18 protein-coding genes and 2 tRNA genes are annotated in these 23,868 nt (G+C 37.2%); 15 read left to right on the plus strand and 5 right to left on the minus strand.

Annotated elements, in window-relative coordinates; genetic code table 11:
• Together ACFIJP_RS07440 and ACFIJP_RS07445 are read left to right on the plus strand one after the other, a co-directional pair.
• Window positions 1–597 (plus strand): lambda exonuclease family protein (locus ACFIJP_RS07440; protein WP_375626672.1); only part of this gene is annotated, 597 nt, incomplete at its 5' end.
• An 83-nt stretch (window positions 598–680) separates the two neighbouring features.
• The gene (locus ACFIJP_RS07445; protein ID WP_015856272.1) at window positions 681–884 is read left to right on the plus strand and encodes an AlpA family transcriptional regulator; all 204 of its coding nucleotides are present in this window, start codon (window positions 681–683) and stop codon (window positions 882–884) included.
• Between the two features lie 99 nt (window positions 885–983).
• Here ACFIJP_RS07445 and ACFIJP_RS07450 read toward each other — a convergent pair.
• Window positions 984–1,059, minus strand: a tRNA-Phe gene (locus ACFIJP_RS07450).
• Between the two features lie 398 nt (window positions 1,060–1,457).
• Here ACFIJP_RS07450 and ACFIJP_RS07455 point away from each other — a divergent pair.
• From ACFIJP_RS07455 to ACFIJP_RS07465, 3 genes are all read left to right on the plus strand, one after another.
• Window positions 1,458–2,621 (plus strand): phosphoserine transaminase, encoded by a 1,164-nt coding sequence (locus tag ACFIJP_RS07455; RefSeq protein ID WP_375626674.1) that lies wholly within the window; start codon window positions 1,458–1,460, stop codon window positions 2,619–2,621.
• A 383-nt stretch (window positions 2,622–3,004) separates the two neighbouring features.
• Window positions 3,005–4,294, plus strand: a complete 1,290-nt coding sequence (locus ACFIJP_RS07460) for an adenylosuccinate synthase (RefSeq protein ID WP_375626676.1) — start codon at window positions 3,005–3,007, stop codon at window positions 4,292–4,294.
• A gap of 241 nt (window positions 4,295–4,535) precedes the next feature.
• A complete protein-coding gene (locus tag ACFIJP_RS07465) occupies window positions 4,536–5,957 on the plus strand; it encodes a hypothetical protein (protein ID WP_375626678.1) in 1,422 nt (473 codons plus the stop codon).
• A 203-nt stretch (window positions 5,958–6,160) separates the two neighbouring features.
• Here ACFIJP_RS07465 and rpoH read toward each other — a convergent pair whose 3' ends face one another.
• From rpoH to ACFIJP_RS07480, 3 genes are all read right to left on the minus strand, one after another.
• Window positions 6,161–7,045, minus strand: coding sequence for an RNA polymerase sigma factor RpoH (gene rpoH, locus ACFIJP_RS07470; RefSeq protein ID WP_375626680.1), 885 nt, complete (start codon window positions 7,043–7,045; stop codon window positions 6,161–6,163).
• 147 nt (window positions 7,046–7,192) lie between these two features.
• The gene (locus ACFIJP_RS07475; protein ID WP_375626682.1) at window positions 7,193–8,197 is read right to left on the minus strand and encodes an RluA family pseudouridine synthase; all 1,005 of its coding nucleotides are present in this window, start codon (window positions 8,195–8,197) and stop codon (window positions 7,193–7,195) included.
• Window positions 8,198–8,226: 29 nt separating this feature from the next.
• Window positions 8,227–9,657 (minus strand): aldehyde dehydrogenase family protein, encoded by a 1,431-nt coding sequence (locus ACFIJP_RS07480; RefSeq protein ID WP_375626684.1) that lies wholly within the window; start codon window positions 9,655–9,657, stop codon window positions 8,227–8,229.
• A 468-nt stretch (window positions 9,658–10,125) separates the two neighbouring features.
• On the opposite strand from ACFIJP_RS07480, the gene ACFIJP_RS07485 reads away from it, so the two are divergent.
• Complete coding sequence (locus ACFIJP_RS07485) at window positions 10,126–12,705, plus strand: DNA translocase FtsK (protein WP_375626686.1); 2,580 nt, start codon at window positions 10,126–10,128, stop codon at window positions 12,703–12,705.
• Between the two features lie 1,165 nt (window positions 12,706–13,870).
• Window positions 13,871–15,577: an ATP-binding protein gene (locus tag ACFIJP_RS07490; RefSeq protein ID WP_375626688.1), complete on the plus strand. Its 1,707-nt coding sequence runs from the start codon at window positions 13,871–13,873 to the stop codon at window positions 15,575–15,577.
• An 18-nt stretch (window positions 15,578–15,595) separates the two neighbouring features.
• On the opposite strand, the gene mscL is transcribed toward ACFIJP_RS07490, so the two are convergent.
• A complete protein-coding gene (gene mscL / locus ACFIJP_RS07495; RefSeq protein WP_375626690.1) occupies window positions 15,596–16,003 on the minus strand; it encodes a large conductance mechanosensitive channel protein MscL in 408 nt (135 codons plus the stop codon).
• A 1,312-nt stretch (window positions 16,004–17,315) separates the two neighbouring features.
• Between mscL and ACFIJP_RS07500 the strand changes: the two genes are divergently transcribed.
• The 8 genes from ACFIJP_RS07500 to ACFIJP_RS07535 all read left to right on the plus strand — a co-directional run bounded on the left by ACFIJP_RS07500 (window position 17,316) and on the right by ACFIJP_RS07535 (window position 23,316).
• Complete coding sequence (locus tag ACFIJP_RS07500) at window positions 17,316–18,398, plus strand: quinone-dependent dihydroorotate dehydrogenase (RefSeq protein ID WP_375626692.1); 1,083 nt, start codon at window positions 17,316–17,318, stop codon at window positions 18,396–18,398.
• A 139-nt stretch (window positions 18,399–18,537) separates the two neighbouring features.
• Window positions 18,538–18,614, plus strand: a tRNA-His gene (locus tag ACFIJP_RS07505).
• 704 nt (window positions 18,615–19,318) lie between these two features.
• On the plus strand, window positions 19,319–19,474 hold the full coding sequence (locus ACFIJP_RS07510) for a hypothetical protein (protein ID WP_375626694.1): 156 nt from the start codon (window positions 19,319–19,321) through the stop codon (window positions 19,472–19,474).
• A 196-nt stretch (window positions 19,475–19,670) separates the two neighbouring features.
• Window positions 19,671–20,096 carry a hypothetical protein gene (locus ACFIJP_RS07515; RefSeq protein WP_375626695.1) on the plus strand — a complete coding sequence of 142 codons (426 nt, stop codon included), beginning with the start codon at window positions 19,671–19,673 and terminating at the stop codon, window positions 20,094–20,096.
• Between the two features lie 884 nt (window positions 20,097–20,980).
• On the plus strand, window positions 20,981–21,520 hold the full coding sequence (locus tag ACFIJP_RS07520; RefSeq protein WP_375626697.1) for a hypothetical protein: 540 nt from the start codon (window positions 20,981–20,983) through the stop codon (window positions 21,518–21,520).
• Window positions 21,513–21,965: a hypothetical protein gene (locus ACFIJP_RS07525; RefSeq protein WP_375626699.1), complete on the plus strand. Its 453-nt coding sequence runs from the start codon at window positions 21,513–21,515 to the stop codon at window positions 21,963–21,965. The genes ACFIJP_RS07520 and ACFIJP_RS07525 overlap by 8 nt, the downstream gene beginning before the upstream one ends.
• The gene (locus tag ACFIJP_RS07530) at window positions 21,938–22,399 is read left to right on the plus strand and encodes a hypothetical protein (protein WP_375626700.1); all 462 of its coding nucleotides are present in this window, start codon (window positions 21,938–21,940) and stop codon (window positions 22,397–22,399) included. The genes ACFIJP_RS07525 and ACFIJP_RS07530 overlap by 28 nt, the downstream gene beginning before the upstream one ends.
• Window positions 22,400–22,500: 101 nt before the next feature.
• Window positions 22,501–23,316 (plus strand): hypothetical protein, encoded by an 816-nt coding sequence (locus ACFIJP_RS07535; protein ID WP_375626702.1) that lies wholly within the window; start codon window positions 22,501–22,503, stop codon window positions 23,314–23,316.
• Window positions 23,317–23,868: the final 552 nt, after the last annotated feature.

Below are 23,868 nucleotides of genomic sequence, written 5' to 3' on the forward strand. Positions count from 1 at the left end.
CAAGCGCGCTTGGGTAAAGTCACTGCTTCAAACGTTTACAACGTACTCAGTAAGACAGCAAAAGGTTTGCCTACAAGCAAATATGAAGACTACAAAACGAAACTCATGATAGAACGCTTAATAGAGGGAATAAGCCAATCTTATACAACACCTGCTATGCAATGGGGCATTGAACATGAAGAGAATGCCTTGAGAGAATATGAATTCATTTATGACGCAGAAGTCACAAGATGCGGGTTTATCCCACACCCAAAAATGAAAATGGTGGGTGCAAGTCCTGATGGGTTCATTGGAGAGGACGGTTTAATCGAAGTCAAATGTCCACAATCAACAACTCATCTTCGTTTTTTTATGTATGACGAAATCAAACCAGAATATCACGCACAAATGCAATTCCAAATGGCATGCACAGGACGCAAATGGTGTGATTTCATTAGCTATAATCCAAACTTTGTAGGCAAATCTACTGGTTTGAGAATGAAAATCAAACGCGTCCTCCGTGATGAGAAACACATTGAAGAGATTAATAAAGCGGTCGAAATCTTTTTAGGGGAAATAGAACAAGAGATGCAAAAGATTTTGGCAAAAGCTGCTTAAACCTATGGGGGTGCTCTCTCCTTCTCCTCTTGCTTAAGCACCCCCACCCATTTAATTAACATAAAAAAGAGAAAGGTAATGAGATGATATTTGATGATGGAGATAGATATGTAACGACACGTGAGTGTGCACAGCTTTTTAGTGTATCCACAACAACGATTCGCAATTGGGTGCTTCAGGGGGTGTTTCCGGAGCCATATAAGCTAGGGAGAGCAGTGAGATGGAGAAAAAAAGAGATCTTAGCCTTCACTCCAAAGAAAAATAAGGAGCAAATAAGAACAAATTAGGTAAAATTATATAAACTGTAGAAGGTGGTCTAAAAGGTGGTCTGAAAATGGCTATTTAAAGAAAAAAGCTATATATTTCAATATGTTAAACACAAAAAGTGGTGCCCAGACGCGGATTCGAACCACGGACACGCGGATTTTCAGTCCGCTGCTCTACCAACTGAGCTATCTGGGCATGCTTCATAAAAAATATAAAGCGTTTGCGGTTATAACATTAAAATTTTCTCTGTCCAGTCATCAAAAGAAAAATAATTGATTTTTTAATAAGTTTATCTCCTTATTCTAGAGAGTTATCAATGAATCTTTATCATAAAATAAATTTGATAGGCATATTGGACGCGTTAGTGTATTGTTAGTAGAATGCTGTCTTATCATGGTGATGATACAAAAAAATAAAAGAATCAATCGAGAAGCATGATTAAGAAAGATTTTTTTATAAAGTTTCCGTGAATTTTAAGCATACGAAATAATAGAAAATATTTTTGACTTTTTTCTAAAAAGATTATTGATTAGTATTTATAATAATTTGTTTTTCTTTATAAAGAAAGAAAAACATCTAAAAGGGGAGAAATAATGATAATGTTACAAAAACCAAGCAGTCGTCCCAATAATACTAATTTTTCTTCAGGTCCTTGTAGCAAACGGCCTGGTTGGACTCTTGATGTTCTTAAAAATGCATTAGTTGGGCGTTCGCATAGATCTAGAGAAGCAGAATTAAAACTTGCTGAAGTTATTAATTTAACCCGTGAGATTCTTGAGGTTCCTTCTGATCATCGTGTAGGAATTATGCCAGGTTCAGATACCGGTGCTGTTGAGGCTGCTCTATGGTCTCTATTAGGTGAGCGTGGCATTGATATGGCGGCGTGGGAAAGTTTTGGATTTGGGTGGAATAAAGATGTTGTCGAGCAATTAAAGCTTTCTGATGTACGTCGTTTTGAAGCTCCTTATGGTGAAATACCAGATTTAACACAACTTGACTTTGATCGTGATGTTGTTTTTACATGGAATGGGACAACTTCTGGTGTGCGTATTCCTAATGCAGATTTCATTCCCCATAAGCGGGCTGGATTGACCATTTGTGATGCAACATCTGCAGCTTTTGCGCAATATCTTGATTTTTCAAAATTAGATGTTGTTACTTTTTCATGGCAGAAAGTTTTGGGAGGTGAGGCTGCGCATGGTATGGTGATTTTAAGTCCTCGTGCTGTTGAGAGGCTTGAGAATTATGTTCCAGCTTGGCCTATGCCTCAACTTTTCTATATGACAAAAAATGGAAAATTGAACGAAGATATTTTTAAAGGAAAGATAATCAATACACCTTCTATGCTTTGTGTTGAGGATTTTCTTGATGGGTTGAAGTGGGCAAAATCTCTAGGAGGTTCAGCGGCATTAAGAGCACGGGTGGAGAAAAACTTTTCTGTACTTGATGCTTTTGTTCGCAAAACGCCATGGTTAGAATATTTGGCAAAAGATCCTGAAGTGCGTTCTAACACCGCTATTTGTTTAGATATTGTGGATCCAGTGATTACTGCTTTGGATACGGAAAAGCGAGTATCTTTTATAAAAGCGGTTGTGAAACGTCTTGATGAGGAAGGTGTTGCTTATGATATCGGTTCGTATCGCGATGCTCCTCCTGGGCTTCGAATTTGGGCGGGTATAACAATTGAGGCTTCCGATCTTGAAATTTTAACACAATGGCTTGAGTGGGCGTTCCAAGTTGAAAAAGCACAGCTTTAAATAATTACTGGTGATTTTCACAATGTGTTTTTAAACAAAAAAGGATACGAGAGATTATGATGATCTTTCGTATTCTTGTATCAGACAGACAGCCTCTAAATATTACATGAATTGTAAAAGATTAAGAGAGAGAATGAATGCTCTGTCAGGTGTTGGATACGCACAAATTAAAATCTCTATTTTTTTTACTTTGTTGTAGCAAAAATAACAGATTTAAAATATTTTGGTATTTGCTTATCTTTATTATCATAAATTTGAAAATTTAATCACTTGAAGATTGAGAAAAATCTGAAATGAGGAGTCGCACTTGCTCTAAGGTTTCGTTATAAAGAAGTATTTGTTTTTGAATGCTGGTTTTTTGACCAAACACGACGGAGAAAGTTATGGCCAATGTAGTTGTTGTCGGTACACAATGGGGTGATGAAGGCAAAGGTAAAATTGTAGATTGGTTGTCTGAGAGAGCAGATATCGTGGTGAGATATCAGGGGGGGCATAATGCTGGCCACACATTGGTTATTGATGGAGCTAGTTATAAATTATCACTTTTACCGTCTGGTTTAGTGCGTGGCAAGTTATCAATTATAGGCAATGGTGTTGTTGTTGACCCTCATCATTTTGTTGCAGAAGTAAAAAAACTATGTGATCAGGGTGTAAAAATCACACCAGAAATTTTGCGTATTGCTGAAAATGCTCCTTTGATTCTTTCTTTGCATCGTGATCTTGATGCAATTCGAGAAAGCGGTTTATCTGGTTTAAAAATTGGTACAACAAAGCGTGGTATTGGACCGGCTTATGAAGATAAGGTGGGACGTCGTGCTATCCGAGTGATGGATTTAGCAGAAAAAGATACACTTATGGCTAAGATTGAGCGGCTTTTGAGGCATCATAATGCTTTGCGTCGTGGGATGGGTGTTGCAGAGATTGATTCTCGAGCACTTTATGATGAATTGATGCAAGTTGCGGATAAAATTTTGCCCTTTATGGATTGTACGTGGCGTCTTTTAGATGAAGGTTATCGAGGAGGGAAACACATTCTTTTTGAAGGTGCGCAAGGTGCTTTATTAGATAATGATTTTGGAACTTATCCTTATGTAACGTCATCTAATACAGTTGCTGGGCAAGCATGTACAGGTTCGGGGATGGGACCTGATGCAATTCATTATGTTTTGGGTATTGCAAAAGCTTATACTACACGCGTTGGAGAAGGGCCGTTCCCGACAGAGCAGATAAATGATATTGGTGAATTTCTGGGAGTGCGTGGGCATGAATTTGGTGTTGTAACGGGTCGAAAGCGTCGATGTGGTTGGTTTGATGCTGTCTTAGTCCGTCAGATGGTAGTAGTTTGCGGTGTTCAAGGTATAGCATTGACAAAACTTGATGTTTTGGATGGTTTGGATGAAATAAAAGTTTGTATTGGTTACGAGCTTGATGGTAGAAGGATTGATTATTTACCTTCTTCCATGGGAGCCCAAGCCCGTGTGAAGCCTGTTTATGAAACATTAGAAGGTTGGAAGGAAAAAACAGCCCATGCATTGAGGTGGGAAGATTTACCAATGCAGGCTGTTAAATATATACGCTATATTGAAGAACTGATTAACACAAAAGTGGCTTTATTATCTACGAGTCCAGAACGTGAAGATACTATTCTTATTACAGATCCTTTTGCAAATTGATTATTATTTTTAGGTTTCCATATAGATCTTTTGTTCACTTCTATATCTTTTAACAAAAAGAGTTTTTAAGAGTGCGTGAAAGAAAGGTGTAAAATGACATTGTTTATTTTTCATATTCATTTTACACTATGACAATAGTTGTACCAATATAAATGACAATAAACTTATGAGCCTAAAATAAAGCTGTTTTAGCCTGAGTGCTAGGGTTTCTTTGCTTAGTTTAAGAGAGATTATAGAGGAAATGGTAGATTTCGTTGGAATCTTAAAAAAGACAATTAATGCACAAAATAATATTACACCACAAGTGCGTAAGCGGATTTATAAGCGTGCTACCGAAACACTAGAACATCAATTTTTAACAGCAAAAATACCACAAGCAATAGCGGATGAACAGAGAAAGATTCTTCAAAGTTCTATTGCAACTGTTGAAGGGGAATATTTAGCAGTTGAAAAGAAACGGCTTTCTTCAGTTATTGGGTGGAATCCCACAAATATAAATGAAGATAAGAAATATACAAAAAAAACTATATTACCAAAGAATAATGAATTTTCAGAGGTAAATATAAAAAGAAAACAGGATTTTGTTACGCGTTCAAAGGATAACAAGGTATTTGATGAGCTTTGTGTATTAGATATACCAGATGCAGAGCCTGTTAATATGGAGGCTGATGTGCCTTCTCAGCATGTTAATAGCAGTGTGTTAAAGATTTCTCCTTCGCAGGAAGATAATCCGCATATTGTTTCGCACATTTTTTCTCAGGCTTTACGTCGTGCTAATAAATCGTTAGTGCAAAGGCGTATTGTAATAAGTGCTGTTTCTGTTGTTAGTTTTGTTGTTTTAATTGTTGGTATTTTTTTTGTTGGTGAGCGTGTATTTGTATCAAATGATCATCAGTTTTTAGAAGAAAATCTTCAAGCTTCTCACAGAGTACCAAAGGCATTTCCAATTAAGAGAAAGTTAACACAACGCTTATTAGAGGATGGAAGTGAAATTGATGTTGGTTTAAAACAAGCGATAGATTCTTCGGATGAAGAAGTACTCTCAACAGTTGTTGATAGCAAATTGCAATCGCTTGAAAAATCAGGTGAAGCTGTTTTCTATCAAGCACGTACAAATTATGATGCAGAAAAGATAGCAACGGGAAGTGCTCGCTGGACGCTTATAAAAGAGTCTCAAGTGAAGGGGGCTCCAGAAGAAACAACTATACAAGGTGATATAACAATTCCTGATGAAGGGGTATCATTACGGTTAATTTTACGTCGTAATACCGATCAGTCATTTCCTGCTGCATATATTATGGACCTTGTTTTTATTCTTTCTGATAAATTTTCAGGTAAAGCTATAAGCAATGTTCAAGCATTAACCTTTAAAGCAAGTGAACAATCCATTGGACAGGCTTTAACAAGAACCATTGCTGCAAAGATTAACGATGACTTTTTTCTTGTCGCATTGAGTGGTAATCATCCATTTCTTGATCGAAATTTGCAATTGATGCGAGAATTAGATTGGATGCGTTTGGTGTTAACGGATAAAAACGGGCGTATAAGTGAACTAACCTTTGCAAAAGGACCAACAGGTAAGTCTATTTTTAATGAAGTTATTGGACAATGGCTTGCACAACAAGATAAGTTAACAGTTCTTGGTCAAAAAAATAAAACATAGATGCAAAAAAATAAACGGCTGTGAAGAATTTTCCACGACCGTCTTTATCAGTTATATACCACATACATTCAATAAAGCTTTACATATCAATAACTTAAAGAATTCGATAGGCTAATTTACAAGTATAAAGCCAAGGCATGCTTTTTTTCATTTTCACATTTAAAGAATGAGCAAACCATTGGCTTTATACTTAACTCTAGGTTTTATACTTGACTTTGAGATAAAGTAGAATCTTTGATAGAGTTTTGCACTTTTTCAAATGCACGCATTTCAATTTGTCTTACTCGTTCTCGACTAATATTAAATTCAACAGAGAGTTCTTCTAGGGTTAGTGGTACATCGTTTAAACGACGCGCTTTAAATATACGCTTTTCGCGTTCATTGAGATTGTCCATGGCATTTATGAGCATGGAACGGCGATTTTCTAATTCACTTTTTTCAATTAAAATTTGTTCTTGATCGTTAGATTCATCCACCAACCAATCTTGCAACTCACTGTTTTCCCCTTCTTTTGTTCGAATTGGTGCGTTGAGTGAAGTATCGCCACCAAGCCTACGATTCATTGATACAACTTCATCTTCTGTGACATTCAACTGAATTGCAATTTTTTTCACTTGTTCTGCATTGAGATCGCCACTATCAAGTGCTTGAAGTTTACTTTTTAACTTACGAAGGTTGAAAAACAAACGCTTTTGATTAGCTGTTGTCCCCATTTTCACCAAACTCCAAGAGCGCAATACATATTCTTGGATTGACGCTTTAATCCACCATATTGCATAGGTTGCAAGACGAAAACCACGTTCTGGCTCAAAACGCTTAACAGCTTGCATGAGTCCAACATTGCCTTCTGAAATGACTTCCCCAATGGGAAGTCCATAGCCGCGATATCCCATCGCGATTTTAGCTACAAGACGCAAATGACTGGTTACCAGCCTATGCGCTGCTTTTAAATCATTATGCTCACGATAACGTTGAGCTAACATATATTCTTCTTTTGGATCAAGCATTGGAAAACGACGCACCTCTTCCAAATAACGGTTTAATCCACCATCGCCTGTGGTTACTGATAACAAATTCATATGGGCCATAATAGCACCCTCCTTTTGTCTGAATTCCCTGATAAGGCAAATTCGATGTTTCAGATAGTAATACCTGCGTGCATTTACTTTAGCATATTTTTCAATTTTGTTCAAAAAAAGATATTTTATTGTGAAATCTTGAGAAGGAGAAAAGTTTCAATTCATTTTTTTAAAATGCTTAATAAGTTTAGCCATATCTTGAGGTAGTGGTGTGGAAAACGACATAACTTTACCGGTAGAAGGGTGTTCAAAAGTGAGACTTGCGGCATGAAGTGCCTGTCTGTTGAATTGATCGATTGCATTTCTAATAGTGGGGTTGAATGCGTTTGATTTTGTTTTAAAAGCGTTGCCATAAACTGTATCGCCTATGAGTGGATGCCCAATATGAGCCATATGAACGCGGATTTGATGGGTGCGTCCAGTTTCCAAGCGACATTCCAGAAGGCTAGCAAAAGATGTTGAGTCTGCATGAGAGCCATATTTTTCTAGCAAAGAAAAATGTGTAACAGCATGACGAGCATAAGGGTTTTGGTTATGGATAACAGCTTGCTTTGTTCGGTTATGGGGCGAACGGCCAAGTGATGCATCAATTGTCCAAACATTGCGGTGAGGTGTCCCCCAAATCAAGGCACGATAGCGTCGGTCTAATGCACAGGTACGTCCATGATCAGAAAATTGAGCACTGAGACTTTTATGAGCTCGATCATTTTTTGCAACAACCATAACACCGCTTGTATTTTTGTCAAGACGATGGACAATGCCAGGGCGTTTAACACCACCTATACCAGATAAACTATTACCGCAGTGATAGATAAGGGCATTAACCAACGTACCGGTCCAATTTCCATTGCCAGGATGAACAACAAGACCTGCTGGTTTGTTAATAACAATGATATGATCATCTTCAAAAAGGATGTCCAATGCAATAGCTTCAGCACTAGGTTCTGCATCACGAAGGTCAGGCATTGCCAATTCAATTATTTGCTTAGGTCTTAATTTTGTTTTTGGTTCCTTTATGAATTGACCATCAATTTTAAGGTAGCCTTCATGGATGAGGGTTTGCAAACGCGAACGTGATAACACATTATGATATTGTTTTGCGAGCCACTGATCAAGACGTTGCCCAAGAGCACCTTCATCCGTTATTTTCTGTATTACCATACGATTCCTATTAAGTTTTTAATAAGATTTTACCAGTACGAAATTGCTTTACTATCGAGAAATTCTTTAATTCCCCACTGTCCCCCTTCACGGGCGCGTCCAGAAAATTTTACACCCCCAAAATAGCTTCCACTAGGTAATCCATGTCCGTTAACTTCTACCATACCAGAGCGTACTTGTGCCGCAATACGACGACATTTGTTGCGATCTTGTGATTGAATATAGTTTGTAAGACCATACTCAGTGTTATTCGTTAAAGCGACAGCTTCTTCTTCTGTATTAAAAGCAAGAATCGAGAGAACTGGACCAAAGATTTCTTCTTTGAAAATACGCATATGAGGTTTTACATCAGCAAAGACTGTTGGACGGACATAATAACCGCGTTCAATTCCTCTTGGTAAACCAGTTCCGCCTGCAACAAGAGTTGCACCATCATCAATTCCTGATTGGATAAGATCTTGAATTTTGTCATATTGTTTTTTTGAAACGACGGGACCAATATGATTTCCTTCTTGGAAATTTGGTCCTACTTTTGTTGTTTCTGCAATATCTTTAGCTATTTTTATGGCTTTGTCATAGATGCTTTGTTCCACAAGCATACGAGTCGGTGCATTACAGCTTTGTCCACTATTATAAAAGCAATGTCGCGCACCACGTTGAATAGCATCTGAGTCGGCATCAGCAAAGATAATATTCGCTCCTTTTCCCCCAAGTTCCAGACAGACTCTTTTTAAAGTAGCGCTAGCATTTTTAGAAATATCTTTTCCTGCTCTAGTTGAACCAGTAAAGCTAATCATTTCTAGATCTGGATGTGCTGAGAGGTAAGAGCCGACAGTTGCACCATCACCATTGATTAAATTAAAAACACCTGCAGGGAGCGCGGCTTCATCTAAAAATTCAGCAAAAAGCATAGCAGAAAGAGGCGCAATTTCAGAGGGCTTTAATACCATGGTACAGCCAGCCAAGAGAGCAGGGATAACTTTAAGAGTTACTTGATTCATGGGCCAATTCCATGGTGTAATTAATCCTACGACGCCGATAGGGTCGTAGTGAAGAATTGCTTGCTCATTTCCCTTTATTAAAGTTTCTTGGAACGAAAACTCTTTATAAGCTTCGATAAAATTGCGAATGTGGGAACTGCCAGTTGCAGTTTGCGCATTAAGAGCCATATCAATCGGTGCTCCCATTTCCATTGAAATGGTTTTTGCCATGTCTTTAGAACGTTTTTCATAGATATTTAGAATTTTTTCAACGAACCTAAGACGCTCACTTGGTGACGTTGTTTTCCATTTTTGAAACGCTTCTTTGGCTGCGTTAATTGCTTTATCGGCATCCTCTGTACTTCCAAGGCTAATGACAGCACAAGCCTCTTCTGTTGATGGATTAATGACGTCAAAATCGTGAGGAGTTCTTGGGTCATCCCATAGACCATTGATATAAAATTTCCGTTTATTAAACATAATTCACTCCCTTTTTTCTATTTGTGTTTATTTAATTATGATTATCTTAGTCTAAGCCGTTTTAAACGAGGATAACAAGGGTAATCTCATAAAAACGCGAGAAATTAGATTGTATCATGATAATTGAGCATGGAGAATTCAATAGAGCAATGCTTATATACCCATTTGTATTATTGGGACTAATTGCTTTTATGAAATAGGAGAGAAAGAGGGCTATAGACAATTTTCCTGAAGTTTTCTTCAAAACAAATGAAATACGAACTCTATGACATCATAAACGAGACAATTTATATCGTAAATATTTATATCGTAAATATGCAGAAGGGGGATTATGAATATGCATTATGGCATTATTTTTTTCATTAAAAAGTGACCATCAGCAAAAGGTTATTAACCTTCGTATGATAGTTTCTACGAATTCTTTTTGAAAAGGTTATTTTTCTCATTGCTATAAATTTGTTGGGTGCCATGCATAATTCGAAAACAAAATCTATTTCTACGCCTTCTTTTTCTGATGATGGTACGAAAGGTGCATCAAGAGAAGATTTATCTGTTAAGATTACGGAGATATTTCCTTATCCGGAAGTATGGAAAAAGGCATTTACCCTCGGAAAAAATGTCCGTTTCACGCGAACCCCAGAAGTTGAGATTTTGCGTCGTCGTATAGAAACAGATCCAGTTTTTGCAAAGCAGTTTAAAATTTTTACGAAGCAAGATCAAAAAAAAATTACAGATACAGATATTGCACGTTGTAACAAGAAAACAACAAGCGTTTCATCGACAAAAAAAGTCATTAATCCTCAATCAATAGAAAATAAAACGTCGGTTTGTCATTCAACAGTTTTGAAGCAGTTGTCACGACAAGTTACTCGTATACCATCAGAAAATATCCCACTTGAGGAGGGTAAACAAGAGCATAAATTACCAGTAGAAAATATGCTACAAAAAATGAATCCTGCTTGGCATCTTTCCGATGATGCATTTTTTGAATGCGTATCTTTGATATTTGAACATATGGATACTCAAACTTCAAAAGAGGATCAAACATCGATTGACACGACAAATGAAATTACATCCGATATTCCTTCTATCTTTGATGAGTCAATAACTGCTCTTTACCGTGTTCTCGAATACCGCTTTCCGCAACTCTATGATTCAATTACATCAGAATCTCCAGCGGAAAGGATGCGAGGCGTTGAGCAAATTTCTGATTTAATGCATACGAATAATGATATTACTAAAGAATGTCATTCTAAGCTTTCTGTTGAAGATTCCGCTCATACGTTAAGTAATGCAAGGGCGTTAAACGATACTGTGGCACTAAGCGACGCTGAGTCTAATATAGAGACGAAAAAAACCAATAATAATATTGTCGACTGCATAACAAAGAATGTCACACCAAATTTAAAAGATTTGTCTGTGATGCAAACAAACGGTAAAACGAAAATATTGCAATCTGCCCGCGTGCCATTAAGCAATTATGATTCTGCTTTTATGCAAAATATTCAATCTATTGACAGTGATGCTTATGAGTTTCCTCCGATCAATTTATTACAGGAACCTGTTTTTCATGAAGGTACGATGATTCCTCAGGAAACATTGGAACGCGGTGCTGGGTTTTTGGAAAGTGTTTTGGAAGATTTTGGCATTAAGGGTGAAGTTATCCATGTACATCCAGGGCCAGTGGTTACAATGTATGAATTTGAGCCTGCTGCGGGTGTAAAATCATCGCGCGTTATTAATCTTTCTGATGATATTGCGCGTTCTATGTCTGCTATTTCTACACGCGTTGCTGTCATTCCTGGACGGAATGTTATTGGGATTGAATTACCCAACGCGGTTCGTGAAACCGTTTATCTACGGGAATTAATTCAAACACGTTCTTTTCGTGAAAGTGAATTTAAACTTGCTCTTGCTTTGGGGAAAGGGATTAGTGGTGAGCCGGTCATTGTAGAATTAGCAAAAATGCCTCATTTATTGGTTGCAGGAACAACAGGATCAGGTAAGTCTGTAGCAATTAATACAATGATTTTGTCGATTCTTTATCGTATGACACCAAAACAGTGTCGTTTGATCATGGTTGATCCTAAAATGCTAGAGCTCTCTGTTTATGATGGCATTCCACATCTTTTAACACCTGTTGTAACAGATCCTAAAAAAGCGGTAACAGCTTTAAAATGGGCGGTTCGTGAAATGGAAGAGCGTTATCGCAAAATGGCTAAGTTAGGTGTACGTAATATTGATGGTTTTAATGCACGTGTTGCACTTGCGGCTCAAAAAGGTGAAACGATCATGTGTACTGTACAGTCGGGTTTTGATAAGGAAACAGGGGAAATGCTTTATCATGAAGAAGCCATGGATCTTACGCAGCTTCCTTATATTGTTGTGATTGTTGATGAGATGGCTGATCTCATGATGGTGGCAGGGAAAGAAATAGAAAATGCCATTCAGCGCTTAGCACAAATGGCGCGTGCAGCAGGTATTCATCTTATTATGGCAACGCAGCGCCCTTCTGTTGATGTTATCACAGGGACAATTAAAGCGAACTTTCCTACCCGCATTTCTTTTCAAGTAACATCAAAAATTGATAGTCGCACGATCTTGGGTGAACAAGGTGCTGAAACGCTTTTAGGTCAGGGGGATATGCTTCATATGGCAGGTGGGGGGCGTATTGTACGCGTTCATGGACCTTTTGTCTCTGATGAAGAAGTTGAATCCATTGTTGCACATCTTAAACTGCAAGGAAAACCTGATTATTTAGCAACCGTCACGGATAATGAAGACGATAACAAAGAGGATGCTTCTGCCGATTCAACGGTTGAAGTTTCTGAGGAAGAAAATTTTGATGAAGAGGGAGAGGAACTTTATAATCAAGCTGTAAAGATTGTTATGCGTGATAAAAAATGTTCAACATCTTATATTCAACGCCGACTTTCAATCGGCTATAATAAAGCAGCTTCTCTTGTTGAGAGGATGGAAGAAAACGGCATTGTTGGAGCCGCTAATCATGTGGGAAAACGTGAAATTTTACTCAATGCAGGGAAATAAAAAAGCACATTAAAATGTGCGATTTTTAAAATGTTTGACAGACATTATTTAAATAGCGAATGCTTGTTTTATTTTTTAAAGCAGATGTGACCATGTATTTATAATAATATTAAAAAATTGAATGAAGAGTAATAAAACAAAAGTGATCTTTTGACTGCTGATACAAAAAGGAAAGATATTTCTAACATTTCTAGATGATCTGGCATGTAAAGAAATTAAACAAATCTTTATATGAGGACAGGTGACCTTTGTTCTCTTTTCTGATTGCGGAAAAATTCTTTGGTTAAATAATGCAGTGGTATATTTTTTGTTTTCTCTTCTATAGCGGTTCTGATGAAAGAAAGGTCTTTTGTGGATTATGGAGAGTATTATAAGAAGAGTATCCAATATGCAAGTTTTGTTGTATTAGTTGCTTTGAAGCACTATGCTAAATCTGGTATCATTTGATATTATTGGCGCAAGAAAGATGTTCTTACGAGAGGCTTTATTTGAAATAGATTTTTTTATTTTTATAATACAATATATTGATTTATAATAATAATTGATCATTATAAAGATTGAAGAGAAGTTTTAAATATCGTAAGATTTTTTCATTTAAAATCTGTTTCTGTTGAAACAATTAAAACTATTTTCTTGCGTATCATAATAATGTAGGGGTAAAAAAGTTTAAAAAATAAAAATGCTGCTTATGAACGCCTTCAAATGTCAAAAACTATTGGCAACATTAGGGGTTGAAATTAGTATAATGATAGTACTAGCAAGCTCTTTTATAAGCATAAAGATGTAATGTACAATGCCTTGATATCCGCTATGGGGACCTTTACATTACACCATTTACGGATATCGTTGTAAAATAAGCTTGAGGACCTTGGGAGATATCTTTTTAAAGCAGGCCCATGAATGCGTAAAATAAGTGTATTCTTTTTGAGTACTATTTATGCGAGGGAGATGTTACTATTATTGTAACAAGATTTATTACAATAATGGGTGAATAAGCAACAGGAGCTGGAAGCTTCTTTTTATTCTTGTTTTGTTGATGAAACAGTCAAAATTTTGCTACAGACAATTGATATGAGATATTAAGTTATTTAAACCAGAACAGATAATTGTAAACAAATTAGCATTATTCATTTGAGAGTAAATCCAACACTTTTTAGTTTTAGTTATGCCATTAAAAGCAGATGAGTTAAAGTTAAATACAAATGAATTAAAATGTCAGCAAGAAGCTTTTCGTTTTACACCAGAGCTTTTGCCACGGCCTTTTACGTGGGAAATCGATCATAATGGTTTGTTTTGTGAAGTTTCAAAAGAGCTAGCTGAAGTTGTTGGTCCTCTCTCTTCCTCTATTTTAGGATGTAGTTTTCAGGAGCTTGCTCATCAATTTCATGATGATCGATATCTGGTTCTCAGTCATTTTATTGAAGCTGCTATGCCTTGGAGTAAAGAGATTGTTCAATGGCCTGTTGATGGTTGCTTACAATGGCTTGATGTTGAGTTGTCGGCTTTGCCAATTTTTGATGTTAAAAAGCAGCTTAAGGGGTTTCGTGGCTTTGGTGTTTTAAAAATACGAAAAAAAGTCCAAGAAAAAATAGATGAAAAGCTGGAAACAGAAATGCCATGTCTTACGGAGATAGAACGTTCAGCTTTTCATGAAATTGCAGAGAAATTACGTGATGAATTGAATTCATCGGTAAAAGAAAAAAAATTAGTTGAAGAAACAGCTATTCAGTTACCATATACACAAACATTGCCGGTAAATGCTATAGAACAAGCTCTCGTAAAAGAGCCCGCAGCAGTTTTATCATTGTTGGATACAGCAACAGATGGTGTTTTATGGTTGGATGAAGAGGGCTTTATTCAATCAGCAAGTAGGGCAGCCTTAGCATTAATGGGTTATGAAATAAATGAACTACGAGGACAGCCGCTCTTTTCATTATTTACTTTGCAAAGCCGACTTTTGGTTGAAAAATATTTTAAATCAATCCGTGTGGAGGGGAAAAATCAGGTTTTAAATCGCAGAGAAACAGCTGATTTAATGACGAAAAATCATAAAAATATAACCGTTTTGATAACGATTGTATTTTTGGCACAGCAAGGCAATTATGCTGTTATGTTGCGTGATAGGACACAAACAGTTCCATCAGGAGGAAAAAAAGCAGAAGAGGATAAAATTGTTGGGGTTGTTCATGATATACGAACACCTTTGAATGCTCTTATTGGTTTTGCAGAAATTATGAGAGAAGGCCGTTTTGGTTCGATAGAAAATGAGCGCTATCATGGATATTTACGCGATATTATTTCCTCTGGAAAACATATATTATTGCTGATTAATCAATTACTAGAGTGCTCGAAGATAAATTATTCTGGTTTCAATAACCAGATTGATTCTTCCCTTATTTCTGAAACATTTGATGTGATATCTTGTTTACGTGCGACGATAGCTTTTCTTGAAACTCAAGCTAATCAGAACGGCATTATCATGCGCATTGTTGCTCCACCTCATGTTCCATTTATTCCTGTATCACAACAAGTGTTTCGCCAGATTATATGGAATCTTCTTTCCAATGCTATTCGTTTTACACCTTTTGGTGGACAGATTATTGTTCACGTTTCTTATAGAAAAGATCGTGTAAAAATTTCAGTGAGTGATAATGGTATAGGGATGAACGAAGAAGAGATTATAAAGGCACTGCAGCCTTATGGTCAAGTAGAGCGCAAAGATGGCCGATCTGGTGATAGCGCTTTTATAGGAACAGGTTTAGGCCTCCCAATGTGTAAAGCAATGGTGGAAGAAAGAGGGGGACAATTTTTATTGTTCTCAAAACCCAATCATGGAACAACTGTGGAAATGTTTTTTCCTCGTGTTCCATGATGTAAATCTTGCATAAAATTATTTTTTCTTAGCCAAAAGATCTCTAATTTCTATTAAAAGTTGTTCTTCTGAAGACGTTTTTTTGGGGCTTTCTTCTTCTTTTCTACGGATTTTATTCATAGCTTTAACGAATAAAAAAAGAACCCAAGCGATAATGAGAAAATTGATAAGTAAAGTAATAAAGTGTCCATAGCTAATGGTTGCTCCAGTTGCTTTGGCGGCACTCAATGTTGCTTGTTTTTCGCCAGCAAGTTGAATAAACATATTAGAAAAATCAATTCCACCTGTAATCAGCCCAATGATTGGCATAAAAATATCATTGACAATTGAGTTAACCAAGCTACCAAAAGCACCTCCTATAATCACACCGATAGCAAGATCAATCATATTACCTTTTAGGGCAAATTCTTTGAATTCTTTAAGCATTGCGTTTTCCCCTTTATGTAAGCGATATACGGTAATTTACTTACCGCTTTTGATGAAAAAGGAAAGGGCAGATTTTATTTTTAGGATTATATTACAATATTAATGTTATTTTCAAAGAACTTTATAAGGTTTAATAACGAGCATTAGGGCTCTATTTGAATGTACATAGAACCTTTCTGAGAGAAAAGCTTTTTTGATAAAAACTATATCTGCTTTTTTCAACAGAAAGTAGAAAACCGTAACTTAATTTATATAATTGCCTCAAGATTTTTATGATAACATTAAAAAAAAGATTTTCACAGAATACCACAAAATGAGCAGCGTTGAAAGTTGAGCTATCAGGACACTTCTCAGATGAAGTGCATATATTTGTATAACATATTGTTATAAAAAGATAATTTTTAAATAAAAAAATATATTTCAGTATTGATGGAAGAAATGGATAGATGAGGCAGGAGAAAACTTATAATTTAGTAAGCGATAATGGCAATTAGGAGGGCATTATGGCTTATCTAAAAGCTATTTTTACTGGGGTGCATGAGCTAAAATGGCGATAATTCTGATGGAAGAAACACGTTTCATCTACTGGAAGATTGTATTAGTTTATAAATAGCAGAGCTCTAGGGTTTGCAAGATCATTTTGGTTTGGAAATCGTTGGTATGATAGGTGGGAGTTCAATGATCAACTGTCATTACTTAAAATATATGTTAGACAGAGCACTTATAGATGCAAAATTGTATTTAGCGCATCAGAAATGGCAAAGCAAACAATGCAGTTTCTTTAAAATTTTATCAATAGAGTACAAATGATTGAATACCCTGTTGCTAATAAATAGCGCAACAATAGTATGAATTTAGATAATTTTATGAACTATGTATTCTATAAATGCTAGGAAAAATAGCTTTATAGAGCAAGCTCTGTTTCTATTGGCAACAATATCACACAAAGGAACTGTGGGAATAGGGATAATTTGCGTGCATTTTTAAGAGAATTATGAGCTTTCCTGCATGAGATGTCACAAAAACATGGTTATGGTGAAGAGCCATTGATGTTTCAATTCATGCTGCATTCTATAAGATTAGGATTCACATTTTAATCTTTAAAAAATGTCGAAAAAGAGAAACGTTTTTTAAGAATAAAAATTTTTTACACAGTATACATCAAATAAACATGTATGGCTATTGTGTAATGAATTTTCTTCTAGAAGGGGAATATTATTTGGATAATATGCTCTCTTTGATTGGTGATCTTTTGTGTTAAAAGATAGAGGTGAGGTGCGATAGATCATTTTTATGTTGTGGAGAAGAATTGATGAGTTTTTTTCGTTGTATTGGCCGTTCTGCCTTATTTATGTTGGATCCAGAGCAAGCACACAGTTTAGCGATTCTCGGGCTGAAAAGTGGATTAAATGGCTGTCAAAAGGTTATCGATAAACGTTTGTGTGTAACTGTTGCTGGGCTTGCTTTTGAAAATTTTATTGGTCTCGCAGCGGGGTTTGATAAAAATGCAGAGGTTGTAGATGGTATTTTTCGTTTAGGATTTGGTTTTACTGAAATTGGGACAGTGACACCAAAGCCTCAGATTGGAAATCCTAAACCACGGCTTTTTCGTTTAAAAGAAGATGAAGCGATTATTAATAGAATGGGCTTTAATAATGACGGACATCAAGTTGTTTACAACAGATTGCGTGCGTGTAAAAAAACGGGTGTTGTAGGAGTCAACATTGGAGCCAATAAGGATACGGTCGATAAGATTGATGATTATACTGTTGGTATTGCTCATTTTTATGATGTTGCTGATTATTTTACGGTTAATATTTCTTCTCCCAATACACCAGGTTTACGTGATTTACAGGCCCGTGACAGTTTGCATCTTTTGTTGAGTGCAGTTTCGCAAGCGCGAAATGAGCAAGAGAACAAGCATGGATTCTCCATTCCCATTTTTTTAAAAATTGCACCCGATTTATCAGAGAAAGAATTAGATGATGTTGCTGAAGAAATAAAACTTTCTGATTTTAATGGACTGATTGTTTCTAATACAACTCTTGCACGCCAAGGTCTTAGCAATAGTCACCTCAGTAATGAAGAGGGGGGGCTTTCTGGACGTCCACTTTTTGAGCGTTCTACTATTGTGCTTGCAAAAATGCGTAAAAAATTAGGGAAGGACATTGCAATTATTGGTGTTGGCGGTGTAAAGGATGCACAAACCGCTTTGGAAAAAGTAAAAGCTGGTGCAGATTTAATTCAATTATATAGTGGGATGGTTTATGAAGGTCCAAATCTTGCTATAACTATTCTGCAAGAGATTTTGCAGATGATGCAACAAGACGGTGTTGATAACATAAAAGACTATCGTGATCATAGTCTTGAGCATTGGGCAAAATGTTCTTTGTAAAAAAACGCTTTTTTCTTCACAAAAAATTGCGAGATTTTTTTAAAGGGGCTTGCAAACTTTGTTGATCTTCCTTATGTCACATAAGCGGAGAATAAATGTTTACGAAATCGTGAACAGTTATGATACATTTGCTTTTTATGCGGTTGTAGCTCAGTTGGTTAGAGCGCTGGTTTGTGGCACCAGAGGTCGTAGGTTCAAATCCCACCAACCGTACCATTTGTCTTGTTACAACTTTTCTAATTCTTATTTTTGGCGTTTTGTGAGGCGGTTAAAAGCCGTGCTTGGCGGGCTTTTTTGCGTGTGAGCTGTCACGGAGCAGAGACCTTGCGCGGATGATTTTTCTCAAATTTTGTCCAAAACGGAATGATACGATCAATAATCGCTTGAAATATAAACGGGTTAACTAAATCTATAATTCTGATTGCAATTGCAACAATAAATATCTCTATCAGTATATTTACATACTTTTAGTATATTTTGTAAACTAAGAGAATCTTATTTAACTTTCATTATTATTGCTCATAATATAAACTATTAAGTTTAAACACATAAAATAAGTAAGCATAAATTTACTAAAATATGCCATATTTTTGACATAATATCCTTGATTTTGTCAACTATATATTATAAATGCGAACTTGCATGAAAGTGCATTCATATCTCTAGGGGGTGTTTCGGTGGTTGATTATGGTAAGCCATTCTGGCGCGGGGACATAAGTAACCTTGGGGGATTTATTTATGCACTAAATTGGAGAAAATAAATAGGAAGTTCAAATCGTTCGCACGATTATTGCAGTGCCGATAATTTTAGTAGCAAATATAACTCTGGTACTGCGTTTGGTAGCAAGTATGGTGGTAAGGTTGGCTTTGCGGGTGGTTTTTTCATAGGAGCAGCGGCATCGCGTGATCCTGTTACTACCATGACCTCAGCAGGCTTTGGGCAAATTGTAGGCAATGAATTCGGAGACACCATAGGCGGTTATGCTGGTTATGGTGTGGCTGCTGCCCAGTGTGGCACACAGTTTTTGGGTCAATCTTTTGCTAATTCAGGTGGTGGGATGTTGATGCACTTTTGATGTAGTTCTTTGGGTTATTCTAAAGCCTAGAACGGTGGTGTTGTAAAAGGTGCCACCTTTATGTTTGGAATATTGCACAGGAGGAGCTATGGGCGCGTTTGGTTTAGTGCTCGCTTATTTTTGTCTGTGGTTTGGCATGTATCTATTCTTCAAAACTATTGCTATTAATGGAAAAAGCATGTTATACAAAGGGAGCATGGTTGCATTCATAGTGGCGGCATTGGTTATTCCTCCCCTCATATATGTCTTTGAGGATATAGGCGGTGTGCCGATAACATCTCCTCATGTTGCTATAATTATGTTCTTTCTTTCTTTTTGCATTGAATTTATACCCAATATAGTAAACAATATAAAATGCTTTAGTTTGGCCATTATCGCAAGTTGCCCCATTTTTTTCATCGCAGCTGGTTTTATTGGTATGAGTGATGACCTTCTGTTAGATTTTTTTGATCTGCAGCTTTCGAGCTATATTTATCTGCTTTTCATTATTCCGTTGATGATAGGGGGGGCTCGCTATGTCCTAATTGCTAAAGCTTTGAAGGAAAAATCTATTATCAGACCTTCGAGAAATCTATCAACAGATAGGTTTTGCAAACAGGGAGGCAGTGAAAAAAATGTTTGATTATGCAGTGTTTGGTTTTGCTATTCTAACGGGCCAAGTTTTTTTGACATTTTTGATGGTTCTCTTTGTTACTACAAAGAAATATTATTGGTTGGTCCTTGATGTTCTTGCAGAGCTGTTTTTTAGCCTCTTTGTTTCTTATTATGTAGCGTTTGTTCATACAGATGATGACTATAGAATGGTTATAAGGTGGATTTGTTTGCTGTATGTTGTTTATGTGTACGCGCGTTACATTAAATCAAAGAATGTGAAGCTTAGCGTGATTAACCCGTTTAAAAAGAAAACTGAGTGAGAAGACAGGAGGCTATAGTTCTTTGGGTTATCCTAAAGCCTAGAGCAGCCACCCCAGGAGGGGCAGTTTCTAGAGCAATAGTAGGCAGGGTCCCGTGGCGCAGCCGCGGGTATTGCTAAAGCTGGTTAGGATTGTGCTCGCTCTAAGTGGTGAAATTGTTGCTTGACCTGGCTTTTTAACAAGGTAAAGGCCTTGCTAAGGGGTACACTATCAGCCTCTTAGCAGGGAGTTTTTCTCCCGCAATAATATCTTGGTATGCTTGGGAGGGCAAGGCGCTTTAAGGAAATTATATGTCTGACTTAATTTTTGGAATGCTGCTTAGTTTTGGGATAAGTTCCAGCCCTCGTCTCCTTAAAAACAATGGCTTGTTGGGCGAGCACGTCATTTTTTTTGGGGGGGGCTAGCTGGCCTTTTCTGCGCTATCATCTTCGCTTATCCACATAGTGAAAGTGGGCTTCCAGACTTATCTTTGCTTTTGGTATGTTATCTTGGCATTCTTTTAATTCTGCACGAGCACTACTTATATAAATATTTAGTTCTTGGGTTCTGTGGTGCAGTTGCTACCTTGTGTATTGGGGCAGGTTTTGTATATTTGAGCTCTTTGTTGCCATTGCCTGCTTTGTCTGCTGCTAATAATAGCCAGCAGCAGGTGGTGCATTACATGAGTTTGGTTGCTGCAAACTATCCCTTTTTTATCCTTTTGATATCAGTTTTAACTGCGGAGCTTTTGCGTTTGTGGTTGCTTCGCGTATATAAGCCAGAATTAGCTGCGCGTGAGGTCCTTTATTTCGGGCTGGGCTGTGGGGGTGTTCTAGACTTATGCTATAAGACCCTCCCAGCTCTTTTTCTTTACTTGAATTACCGTGTTGATAGGGCGCCACAAATGGTGGGCTATGTCGCATTTGAATCTTGTCCACAAGCGATCAGCTATCTTATTGCCGCGGGCATGATTGTATTGATGCATGTTGTAAATACGCGTTTTATGTATCTTGGTTTCCAAGATAAGCGCAAGGTCTATTTCTATCTGCCTTTTGTAATTCATTTTGCGGTTGGTCTTTTGTTTATGTTTGACATTTCTTCAGGCTATGCAATATTAATAAATTCTATTTTTGAGGTTTGCAATAATGCTTGACAAATTGACATTATCTGTTATCGGCGCCGTTTTTTGTCTGGTGCTGATTATTTTTCCTTTGATGAAGAAAAAAACATTGGTTGAACATTTGGTTTTCTTGCTCGTTGTTTTGTGTCTTGTTTTTCTTTATGTTTATGGCGCTACGAGTTATTTTCCTTATTATGTTTTGGCGCTTTCGCTTATATTGGGGTACCGCTGGTTATTCTCTTTGGTTAAAACGTTTAAAGGTACGAAGGCGATTATTGGGTCAAGCGCTGGTTGTTATGTGCTTTTGATTTTTTTTCTATACGGCTTTATGCGTATGATAGGCAGTTTGATTTTAGATTTTTCTGCTTATAGTACGCCTAATATTGTTTTTGCTGTTGGTCTATTCCCTATAGGCATGGCGATTATGCAGTTTTTTTGCTCTCTCATTGGGTGGCAGAAGATAATGGCAATGGTGTAGAGGCAGGACTGGGCGTGGGAATGGGGATTTGGGGGGCTGCTATAGGGATTGCACTGCTTACATCTCTACCAGAAACTGTGATGATCCTAAAAGGGGCCTTTAGTCTTGATAGGGATGCCTTACTTTCTTTACTTGAGACGGTAATATATTATGCGTTTATTATAGGTCTGATTCTTTTATCAACTTTCTTAATGCTTGTGGTTTGCCTTGACAAGAAATGGCGTTTTTTTGTTCTTATCCTGCTTTTACAATGCTTGGCGGCTTGGGCGCGCTTTTCATGGCGGGCCGCTGAGCCAGAACTTCTTGCAATTGGGCATTATACAATCGCTACTATTCTTATGTTTGCTCTTATGCGGCAAATTTATGATTTTGTGCAAGACAGATTATCCATGAAGAAAAATAGCAGTTACGTTGTAGTAAATGAGGGGGCATAATAATGTTGGTTTTATTTATTACTTCGCTTCTCGCAGGCCTTATTTATGGCGCTGTCATTTATAATTTTTTTCGCTCTACGTTTAGTTAGATAAATGTGCTGTTGAGCGGCATAGTTTTTGGGGTGATTGTTCTGTTAGTATGGCGTTACTCGGAAACAGAACATAAACTTGATGCCTTACGTTTACTGCAAGTGCTTGGCGTTGTTTTTCTTCTATGTGTGTTTCATCATTTTCTGAAGTTCAAATTGGTTGTCGCTGGTGCTGTGGGATGGTTTGTTGCTAGCTGCATTGCTGGCGGGCTTATTGCTTTTTGGGAGCAATCTGTAATAAAAACGCTTTATATGATGAATATTGTTGAAACCAAGAGTCGTGCAGAGCAGGGGCTGGCGCTTGTTTTTTTATTTTTAACATTTTCGGTTTTTTTTGTTGTAGCAGAAGAAGCTATGCGTCGTTGGTTAGTTACTAAGTTTTATCGGTGCTCGCCTAGTTTTTTGTGGCGTTTGCCGCTGAATATTGGCATAGGCTGGGGTTTATGCGAATTAGTTTATAAGGCGCTAGGACCTTTCCTTGTTTATAATGGCTGGCCTATTCGATCTAGTTTATTAGCCGGTGAATATGTAATTTTTTATTCCTGGACGCAAGCGAGTATTTTTTTGTGTGCTTTAATGAGCGTTATACTCATGCATATTTTCAATACATGCTTGGCGTATCGTGGTGTTGTTACGCGCTCTAAATTTTATGCGTGTGCGCCTTTTTTTGTCCACGCTATTGCTAACTGTTTCGGTGCAACAGTGATGGTTACAGAGAAGGTTTGGTTTAATGTTGGGGGCAGCTTGTTTATTCTACTTTGTGTGATATTGTTCGTATATTTTGAAAGCAAAAATCCTTTAATACAAAACATAAAATTGCGCGCTTAAAGTGTTGTAGAGTGATGAATAACTTTGCGTACTCTAAGTATGGCTAGAGAGCCTGATACGCGCTTTCTGTTCTGCAAAAAATAGAGAAGGTTAGCACCGGCGTAACGCGTCCAGTACCAAGAGCGACGTCATTTCTGCACTAATTGGGGGGAGGGTGTGCTACTGGCCACGCGCATATGGGAGCCTAAAAATATGCTATCGTGCGACTTTTTAGTGTCCTCCATGAGATTGAAGCTGGGAATCTTGAGGCGGTGGTAACGCATTATTGCAAAAACAAACCCTGGCCAAGGTTTGGTCACCCGATTATGCAACCGGATGTTCGGGTTGATTTCTTTTTTTACGCTTTCAGGCGCCTATGCGCCCCTTCAGTTCGCTTGCGCGATCTATTTTGGACAATACAGGCAAATAAAAAGCAAGTAAAATAAAATAGTTATATCTAATATGGGGGAATAGGTGAATCTTGATTCTATTGAGTTTTTTTTGCCTCTATCCCTCATCTTTTTGAAGCTTTTTTATGGCTTCAAGAGCAAGTTTTTTACGGTCTGCGCTCTT

Origin of the sequence: Bartonella sp. MU37NMGALS, assembly GCF_042194015.1 — a bacterium.
Lineage (GTDB): Bacteria > Pseudomonadota > Alphaproteobacteria > Rhizobiales > Rhizobiaceae > Bartonella > Bartonella grahamii.

Bases quoted from the DNA above. Each gene is read 5' to 3' on its own strand.
- ACFIJP_RS07485 (WP_375626686.1), top strand. From the start codon at position 10,126: ATGCATAATTCGAAAACAAAATCTATTTCTACGCCTTCTTTTTCTGAT.
- ACFIJP_RS07510 (WP_375626694.1), top strand. From the start codon at position 19,319: ATGACCTCAGCAGGCTTTGGGCAAATTGTAGGCAATGAATTCGGAGAC.
- ACFIJP_RS07445 (WP_015856272.1), top strand. From the start codon at position 681: ATGATATTTGATGATGGAGATAGATATGTAACGACACGTGAGTGTGCA.
- mscL (WP_375626690.1), bottom strand. From the start codon at position 16,003: ATGCTTAAAGAATTCAAAGAATTTGCCCTAAAAGGTAATATGATTGAT.
- ACFIJP_RS07500 (WP_375626692.1), top strand. From the start codon at position 17,316: ATGAGTTTTTTTCGTTGTATTGGCCGTTCTGCCTTATTTATGTTGGAT.
- ACFIJP_RS07460 (WP_375626676.1), top strand. From the start codon at position 3,005: ATGGCCAATGTAGTTGTTGTCGGTACACAATGGGGTGATGAAGGCAAA.
- ACFIJP_RS07490 (WP_375626688.1), top strand. From the start codon at position 13,871: ATGCCATTAAAAGCAGATGAGTTAAAGTTAAATACAAATGAATTAAAA.
- ACFIJP_RS07480 (WP_375626684.1), bottom strand. From the start codon at position 9,657: ATGTTTAATAAACGGAAATTTTATATCAATGGTCTATGGGATGACCCA.
- ACFIJP_RS07515 (WP_375626695.1), top strand. From the start codon at position 19,671: ATGGTTGCATTCATAGTGGCGGCATTGGTTATTCCTCCCCTCATATAT.
- ACFIJP_RS07455 (WP_375626674.1), top strand. From the start codon at position 1,458: ATGATAATGTTACAAAAACCAAGCAGTCGTCCCAATAATACTAATTTT.
- ACFIJP_RS07465 (WP_375626678.1), top strand. From the start codon at position 4,536: ATGGTAGATTTCGTTGGAATCTTAAAAAAGACAATTAATGCACAAAAT.
- ACFIJP_RS07475 (WP_375626682.1), bottom strand. From the start codon at position 8,197: ATGGTAATACAGAAAATAACGGATGAAGGTGCTCTTGGGCAACGTCTT.
- rpoH (WP_375626680.1), bottom strand. From the start codon at position 7,045: ATGGCCCATATGAATTTGTTATCAGTAACCACAGGCGATGGTGGATTA.
- ACFIJP_RS07525 (WP_375626699.1), top strand. From the start codon at position 21,513: ATGCTTGACAAATTGACATTATCTGTTATCGGCGCCGTTTTTTGTCTG.